Raw genomic sequence first — 15,446 nt, 5'->3', positions numbered from 1 at the left:
GTTAACGTAGGAGTTTTTTTGTGGAGTGAAATTTATTTTTCGTCCTTCACAATGTATAGGGGCCGGTGCTTCGTTTCTAAGTAAATTTTGCCAAGGTATTGTCCGACAATTCCGAGACAGAAAAGTTGAATTCCGCCAACGAGGAGAATGATTGTCACGAGGGAGGCCCACCCAGCCACGCTGCCTCCGACGGTTAACTTGCGGATAATGATGAAGACAATTCCGATGAGGGAGAGAAAAAAAGAAATCCCGCCCACAAAGGTGGCGATTTTTAGGGGTACATCGGAGAAATCCATGATCCCGGTTAGAGAATAACTCAGAAGTTCGCGTAATGACCAGTGGGTGGTTCCCGCCGCTCTAGGCTTGCTTTCATAGGTCAAGTAGGTTGTCTTAAACCCGACCCAGCTAAAAATTCCCTTTGAGAATCGATTATATTCGCTCATGGATAGAACGGCGTTAACCATTTGGCGGGTCATTAACCGGTAGTCCCTGGCATTTGGTTCAATGCGAACATCGGAAATTTTATTAATTATCTTATAGAAAGTGGAGGAAGCCCAAGCGCGAAACCAGCCTTGGCCTGCACGGTCATGTTGAATGGTCCCCACACAATCGTAACCTTCATTATTAATTAGCTCAACCATTTCAGGCAGGAGTTCCGGTGGATCCTGTAGGTCAACGTCCATGACCGCAATAAGATCACCCGTACTGGCATTTAAGCCGGCATCAAGCCCCGCTTCCTTGCCAAAATTACGGGAAAAGGAAACGTAATGGACAGTGTCGGGGTGTTCCGCCTGCAATTTTTTCATGATGGTTAAAGTATTATCACTTGAACCGTCATTAACAAAGATGTATTCGGGTTCAACCGTTTTTTGTGGGGTGTTCATCCCGTCAATCACCTTAGTGACCGTGTCGAAGAATAGCATGATGGATTCTTCTTCGTTATAGCAGGGAACGATTAAACTCAGTTTCTGCATCAAAATCTTCCTCCCTCAGGCGGTCTAAATAATCGCCATAATCTAGTAAAAGTATAGCGTATTCGTGGGTAGCATATCAAATAGAGCGACCTAGACCCAATTCCCGTTGCGCATAATGGGGGTTACCTGTCCCTTTTTATCTAGCCCGTCAACGGCCATTTTTGATGACCCAATCATAAAATCAACGTGAACCTGGGAGATATTCAAACCGGCATTTAATAATTCGGAATCGGTGAAGGTACTGCCGTTTCGGATATTCGTGGGGTAGGCTGCGCCAATCGCCAAGTGATCGGCGGCGTTTTCATCAAATAGGGTGTTCAAAAAGACAATTCCAGACTGTGAAATTGGTGAATTGTCTGGAACCAGGGCGGCTTCGCCCAAGTATTGGGACCCGGCATCCGTTTCAATTAACTGCTGTAAGACATGTTCACCCTCGGCTGCCGTAGCTTCAACGATTTTACCGTTCTTAAAGGTTAACTGCAGTTGGTTGATTAGGGTACCAGCATAGCTTAAGGGCCGGGTAGAGCGAACCGTTCCGTTAACCCGCAAGCGATCTGGTGCAGTAAAAACCTCTTCGGTGGGCATATTAGGAATAAAGAAGTGGTGGGCTGCGTCGTAGCTGCCCGCTGCTTCCCAGAGGTGGTGTTGGGGTAATCCGACCGTTAAGTCAGTGTGGGGAGCAACGTAGTGGAGGGCATCGAACTGCTGATGATTTAACCAATCCGCCTTCAATCCGAGTGCTTTGACGTGCTGATCCCAAGCAGCTTCGGGATCGGGTTGGTCAATTCGGGTGGTTTTAAAGATTTCTTGCCAAAGGGCGGAGACAGCAGCTTGATCCGTTAGATCCGAGAAGACTTCCTGGGCCCACTTTCGACCGGCCGCTGCCACCACAACCCAGCTCAAATCGTTATTTTGGGTCGCCTTTCTAACGGGGGCGAGGGCACGTCCCCGGGCGGCCTGATAAGCCGAAATTCGGTCGGCTGCAACTTCAGCGTAGGCATCGGGTGCAGAAGAAACGACGGAAATTCGGGTGACCCGGTCAGCCGCCCGGTCCTTGGCCTGAACCTCCAAGTAACGGGGAGCAGTTGCTAAGCTTTTTTCGGTGGTATGTAATAAATAATTTTTAGTGGTTAGATCATCCTTCCAGTCAATGATCACTTCATTGGCACCACGTTCATACGCAGCTTCCATAATCAGATGAGCTAGAGGTTGTTGGTCAACAGCAATTGCTACCACGACAGTTTGACCTGGTTGAACGTTGGCCCCCGTTTCGACAATCAGGTAGGCGTATTTTTTGAGGTCACGTTCAAAATTTGAGTCGTTCATCTTATTCACATCCTTCGCATTAAATCTACGTTCAGTCTATCATAGCTAGCCTCGTCTGGTATAATAAAACAGATTACATTAATTTTGAAAAGCAGTATTAAAACGTTGAATTTGAGTTTGCGTTAGGAGGATCATAATGCAAAAGCCAATTAAGGTGATGACCGTTTTTGGAACCCGACCGGAAGCAATTAAAATGGCGCCAATCATATTAGAAATGAAACGGCATCCTGAACAATTTCAGGCGATTACCACCGTGACGGCCCAGCACAGAGAAATGTTGGATCAGGTGTTAGAGATCTTCCACATTACCCCAGATTTTGATTTAAATATTATGCGGCCTAATCAGTCCCTAAATGGGATTACGACACGGGTCTTAACGGGATTAGAACCAGTTTTGAACGAGTCTGATCCGGATATTATCCTGGTCCATGGGGATACGACGACGACGTTTGCCGCCAGTGTAGCCGCTTTTTATCACCATACGATGTTAGGGCATGTTGAAGCGGGGCTAAGAACGTGGGACAAGTGGTCGCCTTACCCAGAAGAAATGAACCGCCAATTAACGGATGTTTTGTCCGATCTCTACTTTGCCCCCACGGAGTTATCACGCCAAAACTTACGGCGGGAATCCCATGATGACCACCATATTTTTGTGACTGGTAATACGGCCATTGACGCTTTAAAGGAAACGGTGCGGCCAGATTATCACCATGAGGTGTTAGATCAGGTTAACCCAGCACGGCGGTTAATTCTGCTGACCATGCACAGACGGGAAAATCAAGGCGCCCCCATGCGGGAGGTCTTTCAAGCCATTCGGGATGTCGTTGATCGGCATTCAGACGTTGAAGTTGTGTACCCCGTACATTTAAGCCCGGTGGTGCAGCAAACTGCAGAAGAAGTGTTAGGCAATGACGACCGCATCCACTTAATTGAACCCTTAGACGTGGTTGATTTTCATAATCTGGCAGCCCGAAGCTACTTCATTATGACGGATTCCGGCGGGGTTCAGGAAGAGGCCCCATCATTAGGTAAACCAGTTTTAGTTCTGCGAACGGAGACGGAACGGCCCGAGGGGGTTGACGCTGGGACCTTGAAGTTGGTGGGGACTAAGCGGGAGGACGTTATTCAGGCGATGGAAGTACTGTTGACGGACCCAGTCGCTTATCAACAAATGGCCGATGCGGAAAATCCGTACGGCGACGGGCACGCTTCAGAACGAATCCTAAAGGCGATTTGGGCGGCCTTTCAGAAGTAAGAATAGGCAAAGGAGGAAACAAGGATGAGTGAAAAGACGGTGAAGGAGGGGGCCTGGCAGCAATTCAAGGACTTTGTCGGACTGGTCGTAAAACACTACACCATGGCACAGGTTTCGGATTCAGCCGTTGTGTTAGCCTACTATCTTTTACTCTCGATTTTTCCGGCGTTACTGTTTATCGGTAATTTATTACCCCTATTAAACATTAATGCTAACCATGTGTTAGATTACATTGAACCCATGGTACCAAGCACTATTTTTCAAACGTTAGAGCCAATTGTCCGATCGTTCTTAACCCGTGGTAGCGGGGGGGCCTTCTCGATCGGACTGATTGTCACGTTGTGGTCCGCTAGTCGGGCCGTTGCGGCGTTTCAACGGACCGTTAACCGGGCTTACGGAGTGGCACCTAACCAAAACGCCATCTGGAACCGGGTCATTTCGTTTATTTGGATGTCGGCCCTAATCATTATTATGATTATTGCCGTTTTATTCTTTAGTTTTGGACAATTAATTATGGAAAAAATTACGCCGCTGTTTCATTTATCGGCTCAACCAGTTGAGTTCATCTCCTCCGTAAAGTGGCCGTTAACGTTTACTATGCTATTTTTACTCCTGCTGGTTCTTTACTACTTTGTGCCTTCCGCTAAGGTTCGCTGGAAGTTTGTCTGGGCTGGCGCTCTAATTGCGACTACTGGGTGGCTGCTATTGTCGCAATTATTTACCCTGTACGTTAAATACTTTGCGCAGAATATTGATAGCTATAAAACAATTGGGACATTTATCGTGATTATGCTGTGGCTGGATTTTTCAGGTGTGATTCTGATGTTTGGCGGGGTGATTAATGCTACCCTTCAAGAAATGATTGAGGGGGCAATTGAAGAACAAGCGGGATTATACTGGCTTCATGCATCACGACGTCAAATCAATCGAATCCAGCACCGGGCGAACAGAAAGATCAAACGACAAAAAAAGCATAAATAATAATAGTTCGAGGCTGGGGCATTAGGTCCGCTTCGCTAAAAATACGATTCTTGCAACACATGGTCCGAAACATAAGGCAGACCACAACCAAATAAAGCCCGGGGCCAAATCCGATCAAGATATAATCGAACCTGGCCCCGGGCATTATTTCGCATGATCTAAACGTCTTATGTTCCTGCCTCATGCTGTTATTTAGTTGAGTTCCCGCTGCTTTTTTTCGGATCGAACTAACTGACTAACAAAGTCATCCAATGCTTGAATATCTTTTTCGCCGGGCTCAAGATTGATTTTAACGTCATCGGCGCCCTTTTTGGCTCCGGTTTTTTTGAACGCTTCATCAAAGCGGTCCACCGTGGTGTTATAATACTTACCGTAATAAGTGTCACCTGAACCGGCTACACCGTAGACGTGACCGGTTAAATCGAGGTCCTGAAGGTCGTCATAAAAATCCATTCCTTCTTCTGGAAGTGAGCCTTCGTCATAAGTATAGGCACACACGACCAGAATATCGGATTTCAATAGATCAGCTGCATCCATTTGTGAAATTTCGCTCTCCTGAACTTTCACGCCAAGGGTTTCAAACTGTTCGGTTACGATATCAGCGACATCTTCATTGTTACCGGTAATCGTAGCAAAGACTACGTGTGCGGTCATCATTTTTTCTCATCCCATCCTTTAAACTTATGAATACGTTTATTATAACAGGGGATTGGAAGTTCAACCGAACAAATTCAAAAAAGTCGGTGATCGCTTGATGTAAGTGGGCAATTAGTAGATGATTTAATGAAAGGGGACGCCAAAAATGTCACAAATTACCATGATTGAGGCTCAAAAACATCAGGGCCGGTATAATATTTATGTGGACGGGGCTTATGCCTTTCCAGTCAGTGAAGCCGTTTTAATCGAGTTTCGGGTATTTAAGGGTATGGATGTGACACCCAAACTGAAAAAACAGCTTATTCACGCTGACGATGTTTCTCGGGCGTTTAACCGGGCGCTGGATTACTTAGCTAACCAACTGCGGACGGAAAAAGAAGTCATTGATAAGCTGGTTGCGTTAGACATCCCTGAAGATGTTCGTGAACAAACGCTGCGGAAACTCCGGGATTTGAATCTCATTGATGACGCAAAGTATGCGGGCAGCTACGTTCGAACGATGAAGCTGACTTCTGATAAGGGTCCCCGCGTCATCCGGCAGAACCTGCGGCATAAGGGGGTGGGGGAAAACCTCATTGACGATGCCCTCGAAGAATTTTCAGTGACTGAACAGATTGAAAATGCGTTGGCAACCGCCAAAAAGCTGACCAAACGTTACCAAAATAAGCCTTTCTCGATGCAGAAACCTAAAATTACGCAGGCCCTCATGAGTCGGGGATTTGGTCATGATGAAATCGAAGCGGTTTTTACCGAACTTGAATTAGTTCCCGATGAAGAAAAACAGGCCCAGCTGTTGGATCACGATGCAGAGCGTTTATGGCACCGTTTCCGGGGAAGAAAGCCAAGCGAGCGTAAACAAAAAACGCGTCAGGCGCTCTACCGGAAGGGGTATGCCATTGATGCCATTAACTATTGGTTTGAAGATCACGAAGAAACGTTGCAAGCGGACGATTAAGCGGTAAGGATGGAGCAAAAAATGCCCGCCCACGAGTTGAAGAATCTGGTATAATATTAATGAAAAAAGTTTATACTACCCGTTACTTTAGAAAGTAGGGTTATGATATGGTACGCGAAGCTAAGGGACCTAAGGAAGGCGACTTCATTACGATCAAGAGCTACAAGCATGACGGCAGCCTGCATCGAACTTGGCGCGATACCATGGTACTCAAAACCAGCGAGAACACGCTAATTGGGTGTAACGACCATACGCTAGTCACAGAGGATGATGGCCGGCGGTGGGTTACCCGTGAGCCTGCGATCGTGTATTTCCACAAGCAGTATTGGTTCAATATCGTCGCCATGATTCGTGATAATGGGGTTTCCTACTACTGTAACTTGGCATCCCCCTACGTCTTGGATAAGGAAGCTTTAAAGTACATTGATTATGATTTGGACGTTAAAGTCTTTCCGGATGGTGAAAAACGACTGTTAGATGTGGATGAATACGAAGATTTTAGTCAACGGTGGCATTACGGGTCAGAGACTGACCAGATTTTAAAGTCGAACGTTTTGGTTCTGGTTGACTGGATCAATAATCATAAGGGACCGTTTTCAGAGGAGTACGTTGACCTCTGGTATAATCGGTACCTTGAACTGTCACGTCGATCTCAATAGGAGCTGCGATCGTGACGTTGCCTTCCACTAAAACGAGCTTGAGCAAAACAACCGTTTTGTTTAAGCTCGTTTTCTTACTGAACCCCGAAAAAGGGTATAATATTAAATATTAATAGGCTTAAAAAATAAGGAGGAAGTCCATGGAGCAGTTAAAAAATTCAGGACTCATGTTTTGGTCGTTAGAACTCCTAATTATTGCGGCGTTAATCTGGTGCTGTACTAAAATTAGTTTTCTCTTCTCGCCAATCGGTATTTTTTTATCAACGATTTTTGTTCCCATTCTCATTTCGGGCGTGCTCTTCTATATGCTGAACCCCGTTGTCCAACTCCTCACTAAGGTTAAACTCGGAAAGTTTTCGATTAGTCGGACGTGGGCGGTGGCCATTGTTTTCGTGTTGTTGTTTGGTGTTTTAGCCTATGGTGTGACCTGGTTGGTCCCCCGGCTGATTAACCAGATTTCTAACTTAATTAGCAGTGTCCCCAACTTTACCCGGGAGACCCAGACCCTGGTTGAAAAATGGTCCCATAGTCGGTTACTTCAACACGTTGATGTATCAAAATACATAAATCGAACCCAAAATTACCTTTCAAAGTACGCTGATTCCATGCTCAATGGGGTTAGTACGGGAATCGGATCAGTGGTCTCAACAATCACTAGTGTAACGGTGATTGCAGTGACGGTACCTGTAATGCTGTTCTACATGTTGAAAGATGGGCCAAAATTTGAGCCGTCACTCCGGAAATTTATGCCGTCAGCCCGACAGAATCAAATTATTGAGTTGTTGAATAAAATGAGTGAAACGATCTCGCACTATATTGGTGGCCAGGTGATTGAATGCTTATTCGTAGGGACCTTTACTGCCATCGGCTACATGTTGATCGGGCAAAAGTATGCGTTGCTCCTCGGCGTATTTGCCGGGGTCTGTAATATTATCCCCTACGTGGGTCCGTACCTAGGAATTGCGCCCTCCTTATTAGTTGCAATGACGTCTGGAACCACAATGATCATTGAAGTGATTGTGGTGGTCGTCATTGTGCAACAGGTTGATGGTAATTTGATTTACCCTAATATTATCGGGCGCTCCCTTCAAATTCATCCCCTAACCATCATTGTGTTATTACTGGCGGCCGGAAATATTGCGGGTTTGGCCGGAATGATTTTAGCCATTCCACTCTATGCTGTTGTTAAAACGGTTGTTCAGTACGGATATAATATATATGAGGTCCAGCAAGCTCAGCAAAAACAGGCGAAGGCGGACCAATTGATTCATCCGAAGACGGCAGCTGCGGGATCGGATAATTCGTCAAGAAATGATTAACGTTCGTTAATTCACATTGACGAATAGCACCAGTATGCTACTATTTAAGAGGTTAGCGGTTGGGGTAGGGTCCCCGCCGCCAAATTAAACGTTGCGAATTTAAATAAACAGGAGATTTTTATGAAAAAAGTAATCACGTATGGCACCTTTGATTTGATCCATAAGGGTCACATTCGATTGTTGCAGCGGGCCCGCGAGCTCGGCGATCATTTGACGGTATGTGTTTCAACGGACGAGTTTAACGCCGAAAAAGGCAAGCGCGCCTACACCTCATATGAAGACCGGAAATACATTCTTGAAGCGATTAAATATGTTGATGAAGTCATTCCTGAACGGGGATGGGACCAAAAGATTCAGGATGTTCAAGATAATGACATTGATGTCTTTGTCATGGGCGATGACTGGAAGGGAAAGTTCGATTTCTTAAAGGATTACTGTGAGGTTATCTACCTTCCCCGGACCGAAGGGATTTCAACCACCAAAATCAAACAGGATCTTGGGTTGTCAAACGACGATGATTGGAAAGAAGAATAGTTAGGGCTAGTTCCCTAGAAAGAATCCTCAGTCGTGTACTTTGGGTTCTTTCTTCTTTTTAACGTGCATTAATCAGGAGGAACTTAGAATGAAGCAAGCCGTATTTCTTATGACGTCGTTGAATGGCGTTCGAAAGGCCACCTTTCGCAAGCAACTAACGAACCTGTTGGAACGTGAAGTTCAGGTAACGGTCATGTTAGCGATGATGGACTTTAATAAGTATTGGATCGTCAAAGGGATTTTTAATCGTCTGATGAAGGGACTCCCCAATTCCCATGGCGTTAACCTCGTGACCCTCCCTGAACTTTTTAGAGATTCCCACGGAATTCCACTCTCAGAAGACGAACGTCATGATATCAACTTTTCTGGGCTTACGGAACGTGAAGTTGTGACGGATGACGGGCACACCGTCCTGCGGTACTTAAACGACCATGGTCATATTGTAGCGGAATTAGTCTTGAGCCAGGATAATGATCCCCTCGAACTTAATCAATTTGATCACGACCATATTTGTCAGACGAATACTTACGATGAATCCGGCCGTGTCATTGGGATCCAAAAATTCGACGAGGAAGAAACGCTGGCTGAAAGCTATCTTCTCAACGTTAACGAAGAGGCCGTGTACCGGTTCGTTCGGCATGAGCGGAACGTGAAGTTGGCAGTGAACGTTGCTGAAACAGCCAATATTGTGCCACGGACCCTTCAAGATGAGACAAGTTTTAGCCAGGCGGATTCGGATCATGCATCGGACACAACGTTAATGACAATGAGCGAAGATTATTTTGAAGTCGTTGATTATGTGACGTATAAACGGTATGCGGACCTCTACGCCTTTGATGAATTAGTCTTGCAACAATTTAACGACCCCAACACCCGATGGTTTATTAATCTCGACGATAACGCTCAGTTAGCGCCACTGTTGCAAAATCATTTGATATTTAATTATTAAGGAGCGGACAATTTGCGAGCAATTTTATCTGGATTACATCCCAAACAAGGAAAACAAGAACTCGAATTTGAATTAATTGACGTTCCTGGTCCTTACGATGATTTAGCGGTGACGTTTTTTGAAAAGGAGTCCCGGGCAAGTTTAACGGTTCCCGTTGAGAACGTCACAAACGGTAACATAATGCACGTTCTGTTAGATGCCAATGACTTTGCGTTTGCCGATTTTGATCAAAGTCAGTTTAGCTGGGAACTTTACTTAAACCTCATTAGTCATGAGACTCGGGGCGTCATTCAAGTGGAGAGTGAGTACTTAAGCGACCGGCACCAGCTGTCATTAACGAGCTGGTATCAATTTAGTAGTGATGCGAATGGCCGGGCCCTATTTGATCTGCACGTTGAGCAGCCGCAGAATGAGTTTTCGGTTAACTCAATTAATTTATTTCCGGATCGGCTCCAGATTACGGGGCATAACCAAATCAATAGTCGGCCAATTGAGTCACAAAGCATTGTGTTAAAAAACCGGGCGAATGAGTCAATTTTGGAATATCCGATTACGAAACGGGCACTCCAGGGACTATTTATGGTAGAAATCCCTCTGACTGATCTGCCGAGTGACACCACCGAAGAGCTCTTTATCCGTTCCACCCATGAGGGGGACCAGATCGAACAGCGGCTTGTGTTAGTGGGGGCCTTAGAAGGCCACGTTACCCAGGCTTATGCGCCCAATCATCGGTTAATCCTCTTGGAGAAGAGCTTTAATAACGGATTACGAGTTATTGAAACGGCTGCCCCAACGGTCGGGCAAAAAATTGCAACGGTGCCAGAGAAAACGACGGCGGCCTTTCACCTTATTTCAATCCTCATGGATAAGGTGAACCTGCAACGGATGCGCCGGTTATTTAAGCGGGGGCACCGGCCGTTTGATCAAACCACCATTATTTTTGAAAGCTTTGGCGGCCGACAGGTTAGTGATTCACCGTACGCCATCTATCAGTTGTTTACTCAACTGTATCCGGGATTCCACTTCGTTTGGTCCATTGACAACGACCGGGATTTAAAGCGGTTCTGTCGGGACCAGCACATTCCGTTTGTCGTTCGGCGAACTAGCAAGTGGGTACGGACGCTTCAAAAGGCCCAGTTCTGGATTAGTAACGCCCGGTTCCCAGCGTGGGTCCGTAAACCCAGTTATGTGACCTACATCCAAACGTGGCACGGTACCCCGCTGAAAAAGCTTGGGTTGGACATTGAGAACGTCTCTATGCCAGGAACGACGACCAAAAAATACCACGCTAACTTTGTTAAAGAGGCCAATCGGTGGGATGCGTTAGTTTCACCTAACGACTATTCAACCCAGATTTTCCGATCGGCCTTTGGATTTAACAATCAGATCCTAAAGGTTGGGTATCCCAGAAATGATGAATTAATTAATAGTACTCCGGATGATATTACGGCTTTGAAGCAGCAACTTGGGCTGCCCCTCGATAAAAAGGTGGTGCTGTATGCACCAACGTACCGGGATAATCAGTTTGCGGAAAAGGGGAAGTATACCTTCGAATTGCCGTTCAGCCTTGATGACTTCAAGACCAAGTTTGGTGAAGATACCGTATTGATCTTGCGGATGCACTATTTAATTTCCAATGCGTTGGATATCAGCGACTACTCTGACTTTGTCTACGACTTTAGCAGTCATCCTAATATCTCAGACCTTTACCTGGTTTCCGATACCTTAATTACAGATTATTCGTCGGTGTTCTTTGACTACGCTTACCTAAAGCGGCCCATCGTATTCTATCCGTACGATTACCATATGTATAAGGATGAACTACGCGGCTTCTACCTTAATTACGAACGGGATTTACCCGGTCAGATTGCCCAAGATGAAGGGCAACTCTGGCAGGATGTAACGGCGGCCCTGAAAACTCCTGATATGAGCGAAAACGCCAAGTTTATGAACTTCTACAACCGGTTTTGTGCCATTGATGATGGTTTGAGTTCATTAAAAATAATTAACTATGTGGTGGCACAGATTCAGCAAAATAATTAGGAATTATCGGAGGGTGAAGAAGTCACTCGGTAGATCTTGAGGAATAACGTAACCACACTAAGGTTATCCTAAACGGTTGATGTCCCTAACCCTTGCGATGACGTGAAAATCATGCTGGTTTATGATAAAATGAATCCACTATGTTTTGATCGAATCGGTTTAGCGCCGGTAATTAGTCGAACAAGGAAAGGACAGACCATGAGTAATACAAAATTAACCGACGCGGTTGAAAAGCGCCGGACCTTTGCCATTATTTCTCACCCCGATGCTGGGAAGACGACCATTACGGAACAGCTGCTTTTATTTGGAGGTGTCGTTCGGGAAGCCGGAACCGTTAAGGCTAAAAAGAGCGGGAACTTTGCGAAGTCCGACTGGATGGAAATCGAACAAAAACGGGGAATTTCCGTTACGAGTTCGGTGATGCAGTTTGATTACGCTGGCAAACGGATTAACATCTTGGATACCCCCGGACACGAAGATTTTTCGGAGGATACCTACCGGACATTAATGGCCGTTGACTCAGCCGTCATGGTCATTGATTCGGCTAAGGGGATTGAACCCCAGACAAAGAAACTCTTCCAGATTTGTAAGATGCGGGGCATCCCGATCTTTACGTTTATGAACAAGCTGGACCGGGACGGCCGGGACCCAATGGACCTAATTACCGAGCTACAGGAAGTCTTAGGGATTGAAGCCTACCCAATGAACTGGCCAATCGGGATGGGAAAGGAACTGAAGGGGTTATATGATCGATTTAATAATCGCATTGAACTCTTCCGTCCGGCGGATGAGAATGATCCCTTTATTTCCCTGCAAGACGACGGGGACATCGACGATGGGTACGCCGATCTAAAAACTGATCAGTGGTATACGGATGCCCGGGATAATATGGAATTAATTAACGAGGCCGGGGATCAATTTAGTGCCGAAAAAATTGCCAGCGGGGATCAAACCCCCGTATTCTTTGGTTCGGCCCTCGTTAACTTTGGGGTTAAAACCTTTCTCGATGCCTACCTTCAATTTGCGCCGGCCCCATCCCCACATAAAACAACGGATGATGGTGAAATTGAGCCAACTGATCCTGAATTTTCAGGATTTGTCTTTAAGATTCAGGCTAATATGAACCCAAATCACCGGGATCGGATTGCGTTTGTCCGGGTTTGTTCGGGTGAATTTGACCGGGGAATGGATGTGACCCAGGAACGAACAGGGAAAAAGGTTCGGCTGGGAAACGTCACCGAATTTCTCGCTAACACCCGTGAGAGTGTTGAAAAGGCGGTTGCCGGTGATATTATTGGACTATATGACACCGGTAACTTTCAGATTGGGGATTCCATCTACACGGGTAAACGGGCGATTAAGTTTGAAAAGCTACCCCAGTTTACTCCTGAACTGTTTGTCCGGGTAACGGCAAAGAACGTTATGAAACAAAAGTCCTTCCACAAGGGGATTAACCAACTAGTTCAAGAGGGTGCGGTCCAACTCTACCAATCCTATACCACCGGACAGTATATTCTGGGTGCGGTTGGGCAGCTTCAATTTGAAGTTTTCCAGTTCCGGATGCAGAATGAATATAATTCGGAAGTTGAGATGGAACCGATGGGACATAAAATTGCGCGTTGGATTAACCCAGAACAGTTGGATCCTCACATGGCATCGTCCCGGAATTTGTTGGTTAAGGATATCAATGACGATCCCTTGTTCCTCTTTGAGAATCAATATGCTGAACGATGGTTCCAGGATAAGTACCCGAAGGTTGAATTAACCGCTAAGCTCTAACAATTACAAAATAAATGAACTGTGCTAAGGTTGAAATAAACTGAGGCCAGTTCTTTTTTGTAGGGGGGATTATGTGGCTATTAAGGGGTATTTTATCGTCGGGTGCATCTTAACCATCATTCTATTCGGGGTGGGATGGCACCAGCTAGTGAATGCTATTCACCAACGGTCGGCCGTTTGGCATCGAATTGGTTGGGGATTAGTGGTAGTGATTGCAATTCTGGGGATCGGTTATGAAATAAGTCAGTTTATTCGTTTGGCCCGGGGATTGGCAATGAGCTCACTTCCAGCCCCGGCGTCCGCCGGATTATTTTTAACGGGGTGCGGTGTGGCCTTGGTGTATATTGGCCAAAATTTTTGGCGGAATCAGTCGCTTGGGGCCCGGTTACTATGGGGTGGGGCGTTCATTGTCATTCTCAGTTACGGAGTTTCGATAGTAACGGGATTTTTATAGTAAACAAAAAAGCATCAATTACCCTTTATGGGGGCAACTGATGCTTTTGGGGTTAAGGAAGGATTAACTTAGCCTTCGTCTTCTTGGTCTAAGGCTGCTTGGGCCAGGAGGTTCAGGTAGTTAAATGGCCAGTCAAAGTTTGGTTGGAATAACATGTCAACCATGGCAAGGTCATCAATGGTGTTTTGGTTTTGAATGCAGACAGATAGCGTGTTGGCTGACTGCGTAATATCATATTTACTCATTAGGCCGCCCCCTAGAATCCGGTGCGTTTCTGGCTCGTAAACGAGGGACATTAAAACGGGTTCCGTCGTTGGCATAAAGTCTGGTCGGTAGTTAACGGTTAACAGAACTTGTTTAGCGTTCATATTTTGACTCAACGCTGCGTCCAAGGTCATACCGGTGGATCCCATGGTCATGCCGTAAAGTTCAAGGCCTGACGTTGATTGGGTCCCCATGTACTTAACGGTTGGCTTCACTAAGTTTTTACCAACTAAAATCCCTTGACGAACAGCGTTAGTGGCTAGCGGAACGTAGGCGTTTTGACCGGTGGGGTTGAAGTGAACGGCAACACTATCACCGGCACCAAAGATATCTGGATCGGAAGTTTGCATGTATTCGTTCGTAACAATGGCGCCGTTTGGCATCATGTCGACCTTATCCTTCAGGAGGGCGGTATTTGGCCGGAACCCGATACATAGGATGGCAAGGTCAGTTTCGACCGATCCCTTATCCGTCGTAATCGTTAAAGAGTCGGAACCTTCGAAACCGGTTACCGTTTCTTCAAGTTGAAGGTGAACGCCATGATCTTTGTAGGCTTGTTCAATCTTATCCGTGAATGATTTGTCATAGTACTTGCTGAGGACGCGATCGGCGGAATCAATTAAGGTAACCTCGTGGCCCGTCTTAGAGTAAGCTTCAGCTAGTTCGGCTCCAATGTAGCCCGCACCCACAATGGTGATCCGTTTGGCATCTGGTGCAGCCTTAAAGAGTTCCTGGGCATTATTCCAGTTTTTACAGAGCATGACCTTATCGTTATCAATCCCTGAAATCCGGGGAATGATTGGTAATGATCCGGTTGTGATCACCAATTTGTCATATGTATCCGTGAACGTCGTGGACTGGTCTAAATCTTCCACCGTAATCGTTTTATTTGCCTGATCGATATCGGTGACGTTGTGTTTCATTTCGACCTTAGCGCCTAATTTAGCGAGTGCATCAGGACTGGAGTAGAAGAGTCCGGCGGGATCCTTTACTTCCCCGCCTAAGTAGAGGGCAATCCCACAGGAGAGAAATGAAATGTTATCGTTTTTTTCGTAAACGGTAACCTCGGTGTCGGGATGATCCTTTAAGATTTCTTGAATGGCATAGGTTCCTGCGTGTGTACAACCAATAACGATTACTTTCATGTTAAAAGCCTCCATCTAAAAATAATGCATTCCAAAGTTTAACCACTTACAGTGTGAACTAAAAGGTGTGAAAACGCAAACAAAATGGCCCGATTGGTTTCTAAGTTAAAAGTTGAAGTCTCCTGGATAAAAGGAGTAAACTAGGTTCCAAT

At 45.9% G+C, this 15,446-nt stretch carries 14 protein-coding genes; 10 read left to right on the top strand and 4 right to left on the bottom strand.

The annotated features are described in order from the left end of the window. Positions 1-32: 32 nt before the first annotated feature. The gene (locus tag DCM90_RS02870; RefSeq protein WP_109249861.1) at positions 33-974 is read right to left on the bottom strand and encodes a glycosyltransferase family 2 protein; all 942 of its coding nucleotides are present in this window, start codon (positions 972-974) and stop codon (positions 33-35) included. A 90-nt stretch (positions 975-1,064) separates the two neighbouring features. Beyond that, positions 1,065-2,300 (bottom strand): aminopeptidase, encoded by a 1,236-nt coding sequence (locus tag DCM90_RS02865; protein ID WP_109249860.1) that lies wholly within the window; start codon positions 2,298-2,300, stop codon positions 1,065-1,067. Positions 2,301-2,436: 136 nt separating this feature from the next. On the opposite strand from DCM90_RS02865, the gene wecB reads away from it, so the two are divergent. Together wecB and DCM90_RS02855 are read left to right on the top strand one after the other, a co-directional pair. Continuing rightward, a complete protein-coding gene (wecB, locus tag DCM90_RS02860) occupies positions 2,437-3,555 on the top strand; it encodes a non-hydrolyzing UDP-N-acetylglucosamine 2-epimerase (RefSeq protein ID WP_109249859.1) in 1,119 nt (372 codons plus the stop codon). A gap of 24 nt (positions 3,556-3,579) precedes the next feature. Then, on the top strand, positions 3,580-4,536 hold the full coding sequence (locus DCM90_RS02855; protein WP_109249858.1) for a YihY/virulence factor BrkB family protein: 957 nt from the start codon (positions 3,580-3,582) through the stop codon (positions 4,534-4,536). 192 nt (positions 4,537-4,728) lie between these two features. Here the strand turns inward: DCM90_RS02855 and DCM90_RS02850 are convergent, their stop codons facing one another. Then, a complete protein-coding gene (locus DCM90_RS02850; protein ID WP_109249857.1) occupies positions 4,729-5,193 on the bottom strand; it encodes a flavodoxin in 465 nt (154 codons plus the stop codon). Positions 5,194-5,338: 145 nt separating this feature from the next. On the opposite strand from DCM90_RS02850, the gene recX reads away from it, so the two are divergent. The 8 genes from recX (at position 5,339) to DCM90_RS02810 (ending at position 13,885) form a co-directional block, all read left to right on the top strand. Continuing rightward, positions 5,339-6,148, top strand: a complete 810-nt coding sequence (recX, locus tag DCM90_RS02845; RefSeq protein WP_109249856.1) for a recombination regulator RecX — start codon at positions 5,339-5,341, stop codon at positions 6,146-6,148. 107 nt (positions 6,149-6,255) lie between these two features. After that, positions 6,256-6,807, top strand: a complete 552-nt coding sequence (gene ntdP / locus DCM90_RS02840; protein ID WP_109249855.1) for a nucleoside tri-diphosphate phosphatase — start codon at positions 6,256-6,258, stop codon at positions 6,805-6,807. Positions 6,808-6,947: 140 nt separating this feature from the next. Further along, on the top strand, positions 6,948-8,126 hold the full coding sequence (locus DCM90_RS02835; protein WP_109249854.1) for an AI-2E family transporter: 1,179 nt from the start codon (positions 6,948-6,950) through the stop codon (positions 8,124-8,126). 120 nt (positions 8,127-8,246) lie between these two features. Then, a complete protein-coding gene (tagD, locus tag DCM90_RS02830; RefSeq protein WP_109249853.1) occupies positions 8,247-8,660 on the top strand; it encodes a glycerol-3-phosphate cytidylyltransferase in 414 nt (137 codons plus the stop codon). 88 nt (positions 8,661-8,748) lie between these two features. Continuing rightward, positions 8,749-9,609: a hypothetical protein gene (locus DCM90_RS02825; RefSeq protein WP_109249852.1), complete on the top strand. Its 861-nt coding sequence runs from the start codon at positions 8,749-8,751 to the stop codon at positions 9,607-9,609. A 12-nt stretch (positions 9,610-9,621) separates the two neighbouring features. Beyond that, positions 9,622-11,652, top strand: a complete 2,031-nt coding sequence (locus DCM90_RS02820) for a CDP-glycerol glycerophosphotransferase family protein (RefSeq protein WP_109249851.1) — start codon at positions 9,622-9,624, stop codon at positions 11,650-11,652. Between the two features lie 198 nt (positions 11,653-11,850). Further along, positions 11,851-13,431 carry a peptide chain release factor 3 gene (locus DCM90_RS02815; protein WP_109249850.1) on the top strand — a complete coding sequence of 527 codons (1,581 nt, stop codon included), beginning with the start codon at positions 11,851-11,853 and terminating at the stop codon, positions 13,429-13,431. Positions 13,432-13,504: 73 nt separating this feature from the next. Beyond that, complete coding sequence (locus DCM90_RS02810; RefSeq protein WP_109249849.1) at positions 13,505-13,885, top strand: hypothetical protein; 381 nt, start codon at positions 13,505-13,507, stop codon at positions 13,883-13,885. Positions 13,886-13,953: 68 nt separating this feature from the next. Here the strand turns inward: DCM90_RS02810 and DCM90_RS02805 are convergent, their stop codons facing one another. Next, positions 13,954-15,294, bottom strand: a complete 1,341-nt coding sequence (locus tag DCM90_RS02805; protein WP_109249848.1) for an FAD-dependent oxidoreductase — start codon at positions 15,292-15,294, stop codon at positions 13,954-13,956. Positions 15,295-15,446 lie beyond the last annotated feature (152 nt).

This window comes from Levilactobacillus bambusae, assembly GCF_003124125.1.
GTDB classification, from domain to species: Bacteria; Bacillota; Bacilli; order Lactobacillales; family Lactobacillaceae; genus Levilactobacillus; species Levilactobacillus bambusae.
This window is presented reverse-complemented; position numbering and strand designations above follow the sequence as displayed.

Excerpts from the sequence above, each read along its gene's own strand:
- tagD (WP_109249853.1), top strand. The coding sequence starts at position 8,247 with ATGAAAAAAGTAATCACGTATGGCACCTTTGATTTGATCCATAAGGGT.
- DCM90_RS02865 (WP_109249860.1), bottom strand. The coding sequence starts at position 2,300 with ATGAACGACTCAAATTTTGAACGTGACCTCAAAAAATACGCCTACCTG.
- DCM90_RS02825 (WP_109249852.1), top strand. The coding sequence starts at position 8,749 with ATGAAGCAAGCCGTATTTCTTATGACGTCGTTGAATGGCGTTCGAAAG.
- recX (WP_109249856.1), top strand. The coding sequence starts at position 5,339 with ATGTCACAAATTACCATGATTGAGGCTCAAAAACATCAGGGCCGGTAT.
- DCM90_RS02855 (WP_109249858.1), top strand. The coding sequence starts at position 3,580 with ATGAGTGAAAAGACGGTGAAGGAGGGGGCCTGGCAGCAATTCAAGGAC.
- wecB (WP_109249859.1), top strand. The coding sequence starts at position 2,437 with ATGCAAAAGCCAATTAAGGTGATGACCGTTTTTGGAACCCGACCGGAA.
- DCM90_RS02870 (WP_109249861.1), bottom strand. The coding sequence starts at position 974 with ATGCAGAAACTGAGTTTAATCGTTCCCTGCTATAACGAAGAAGAATCC.
- DCM90_RS02835 (WP_109249854.1), top strand. The coding sequence starts at position 6,948 with ATGGAGCAGTTAAAAAATTCAGGACTCATGTTTTGGTCGTTAGAACTC.
- DCM90_RS02805 (WP_109249848.1), bottom strand. The coding sequence starts at position 15,294 with ATGAAAGTAATCGTTATTGGTTGTACACACGCAGGAACCTATGCCATT.
- DCM90_RS02850 (WP_109249857.1), bottom strand. The coding sequence starts at position 5,193 with ATGATGACCGCACACGTAGTCTTTGCTACGATTACCGGTAACAATGAA.
- ntdP (WP_109249855.1), top strand. The coding sequence starts at position 6,256 with ATGGTACGCGAAGCTAAGGGACCTAAGGAAGGCGACTTCATTACGATC.
- DCM90_RS02815 (WP_109249850.1), top strand. The coding sequence starts at position 11,851 with ATGAGTAATACAAAATTAACCGACGCGGTTGAAAAGCGCCGGACCTTT.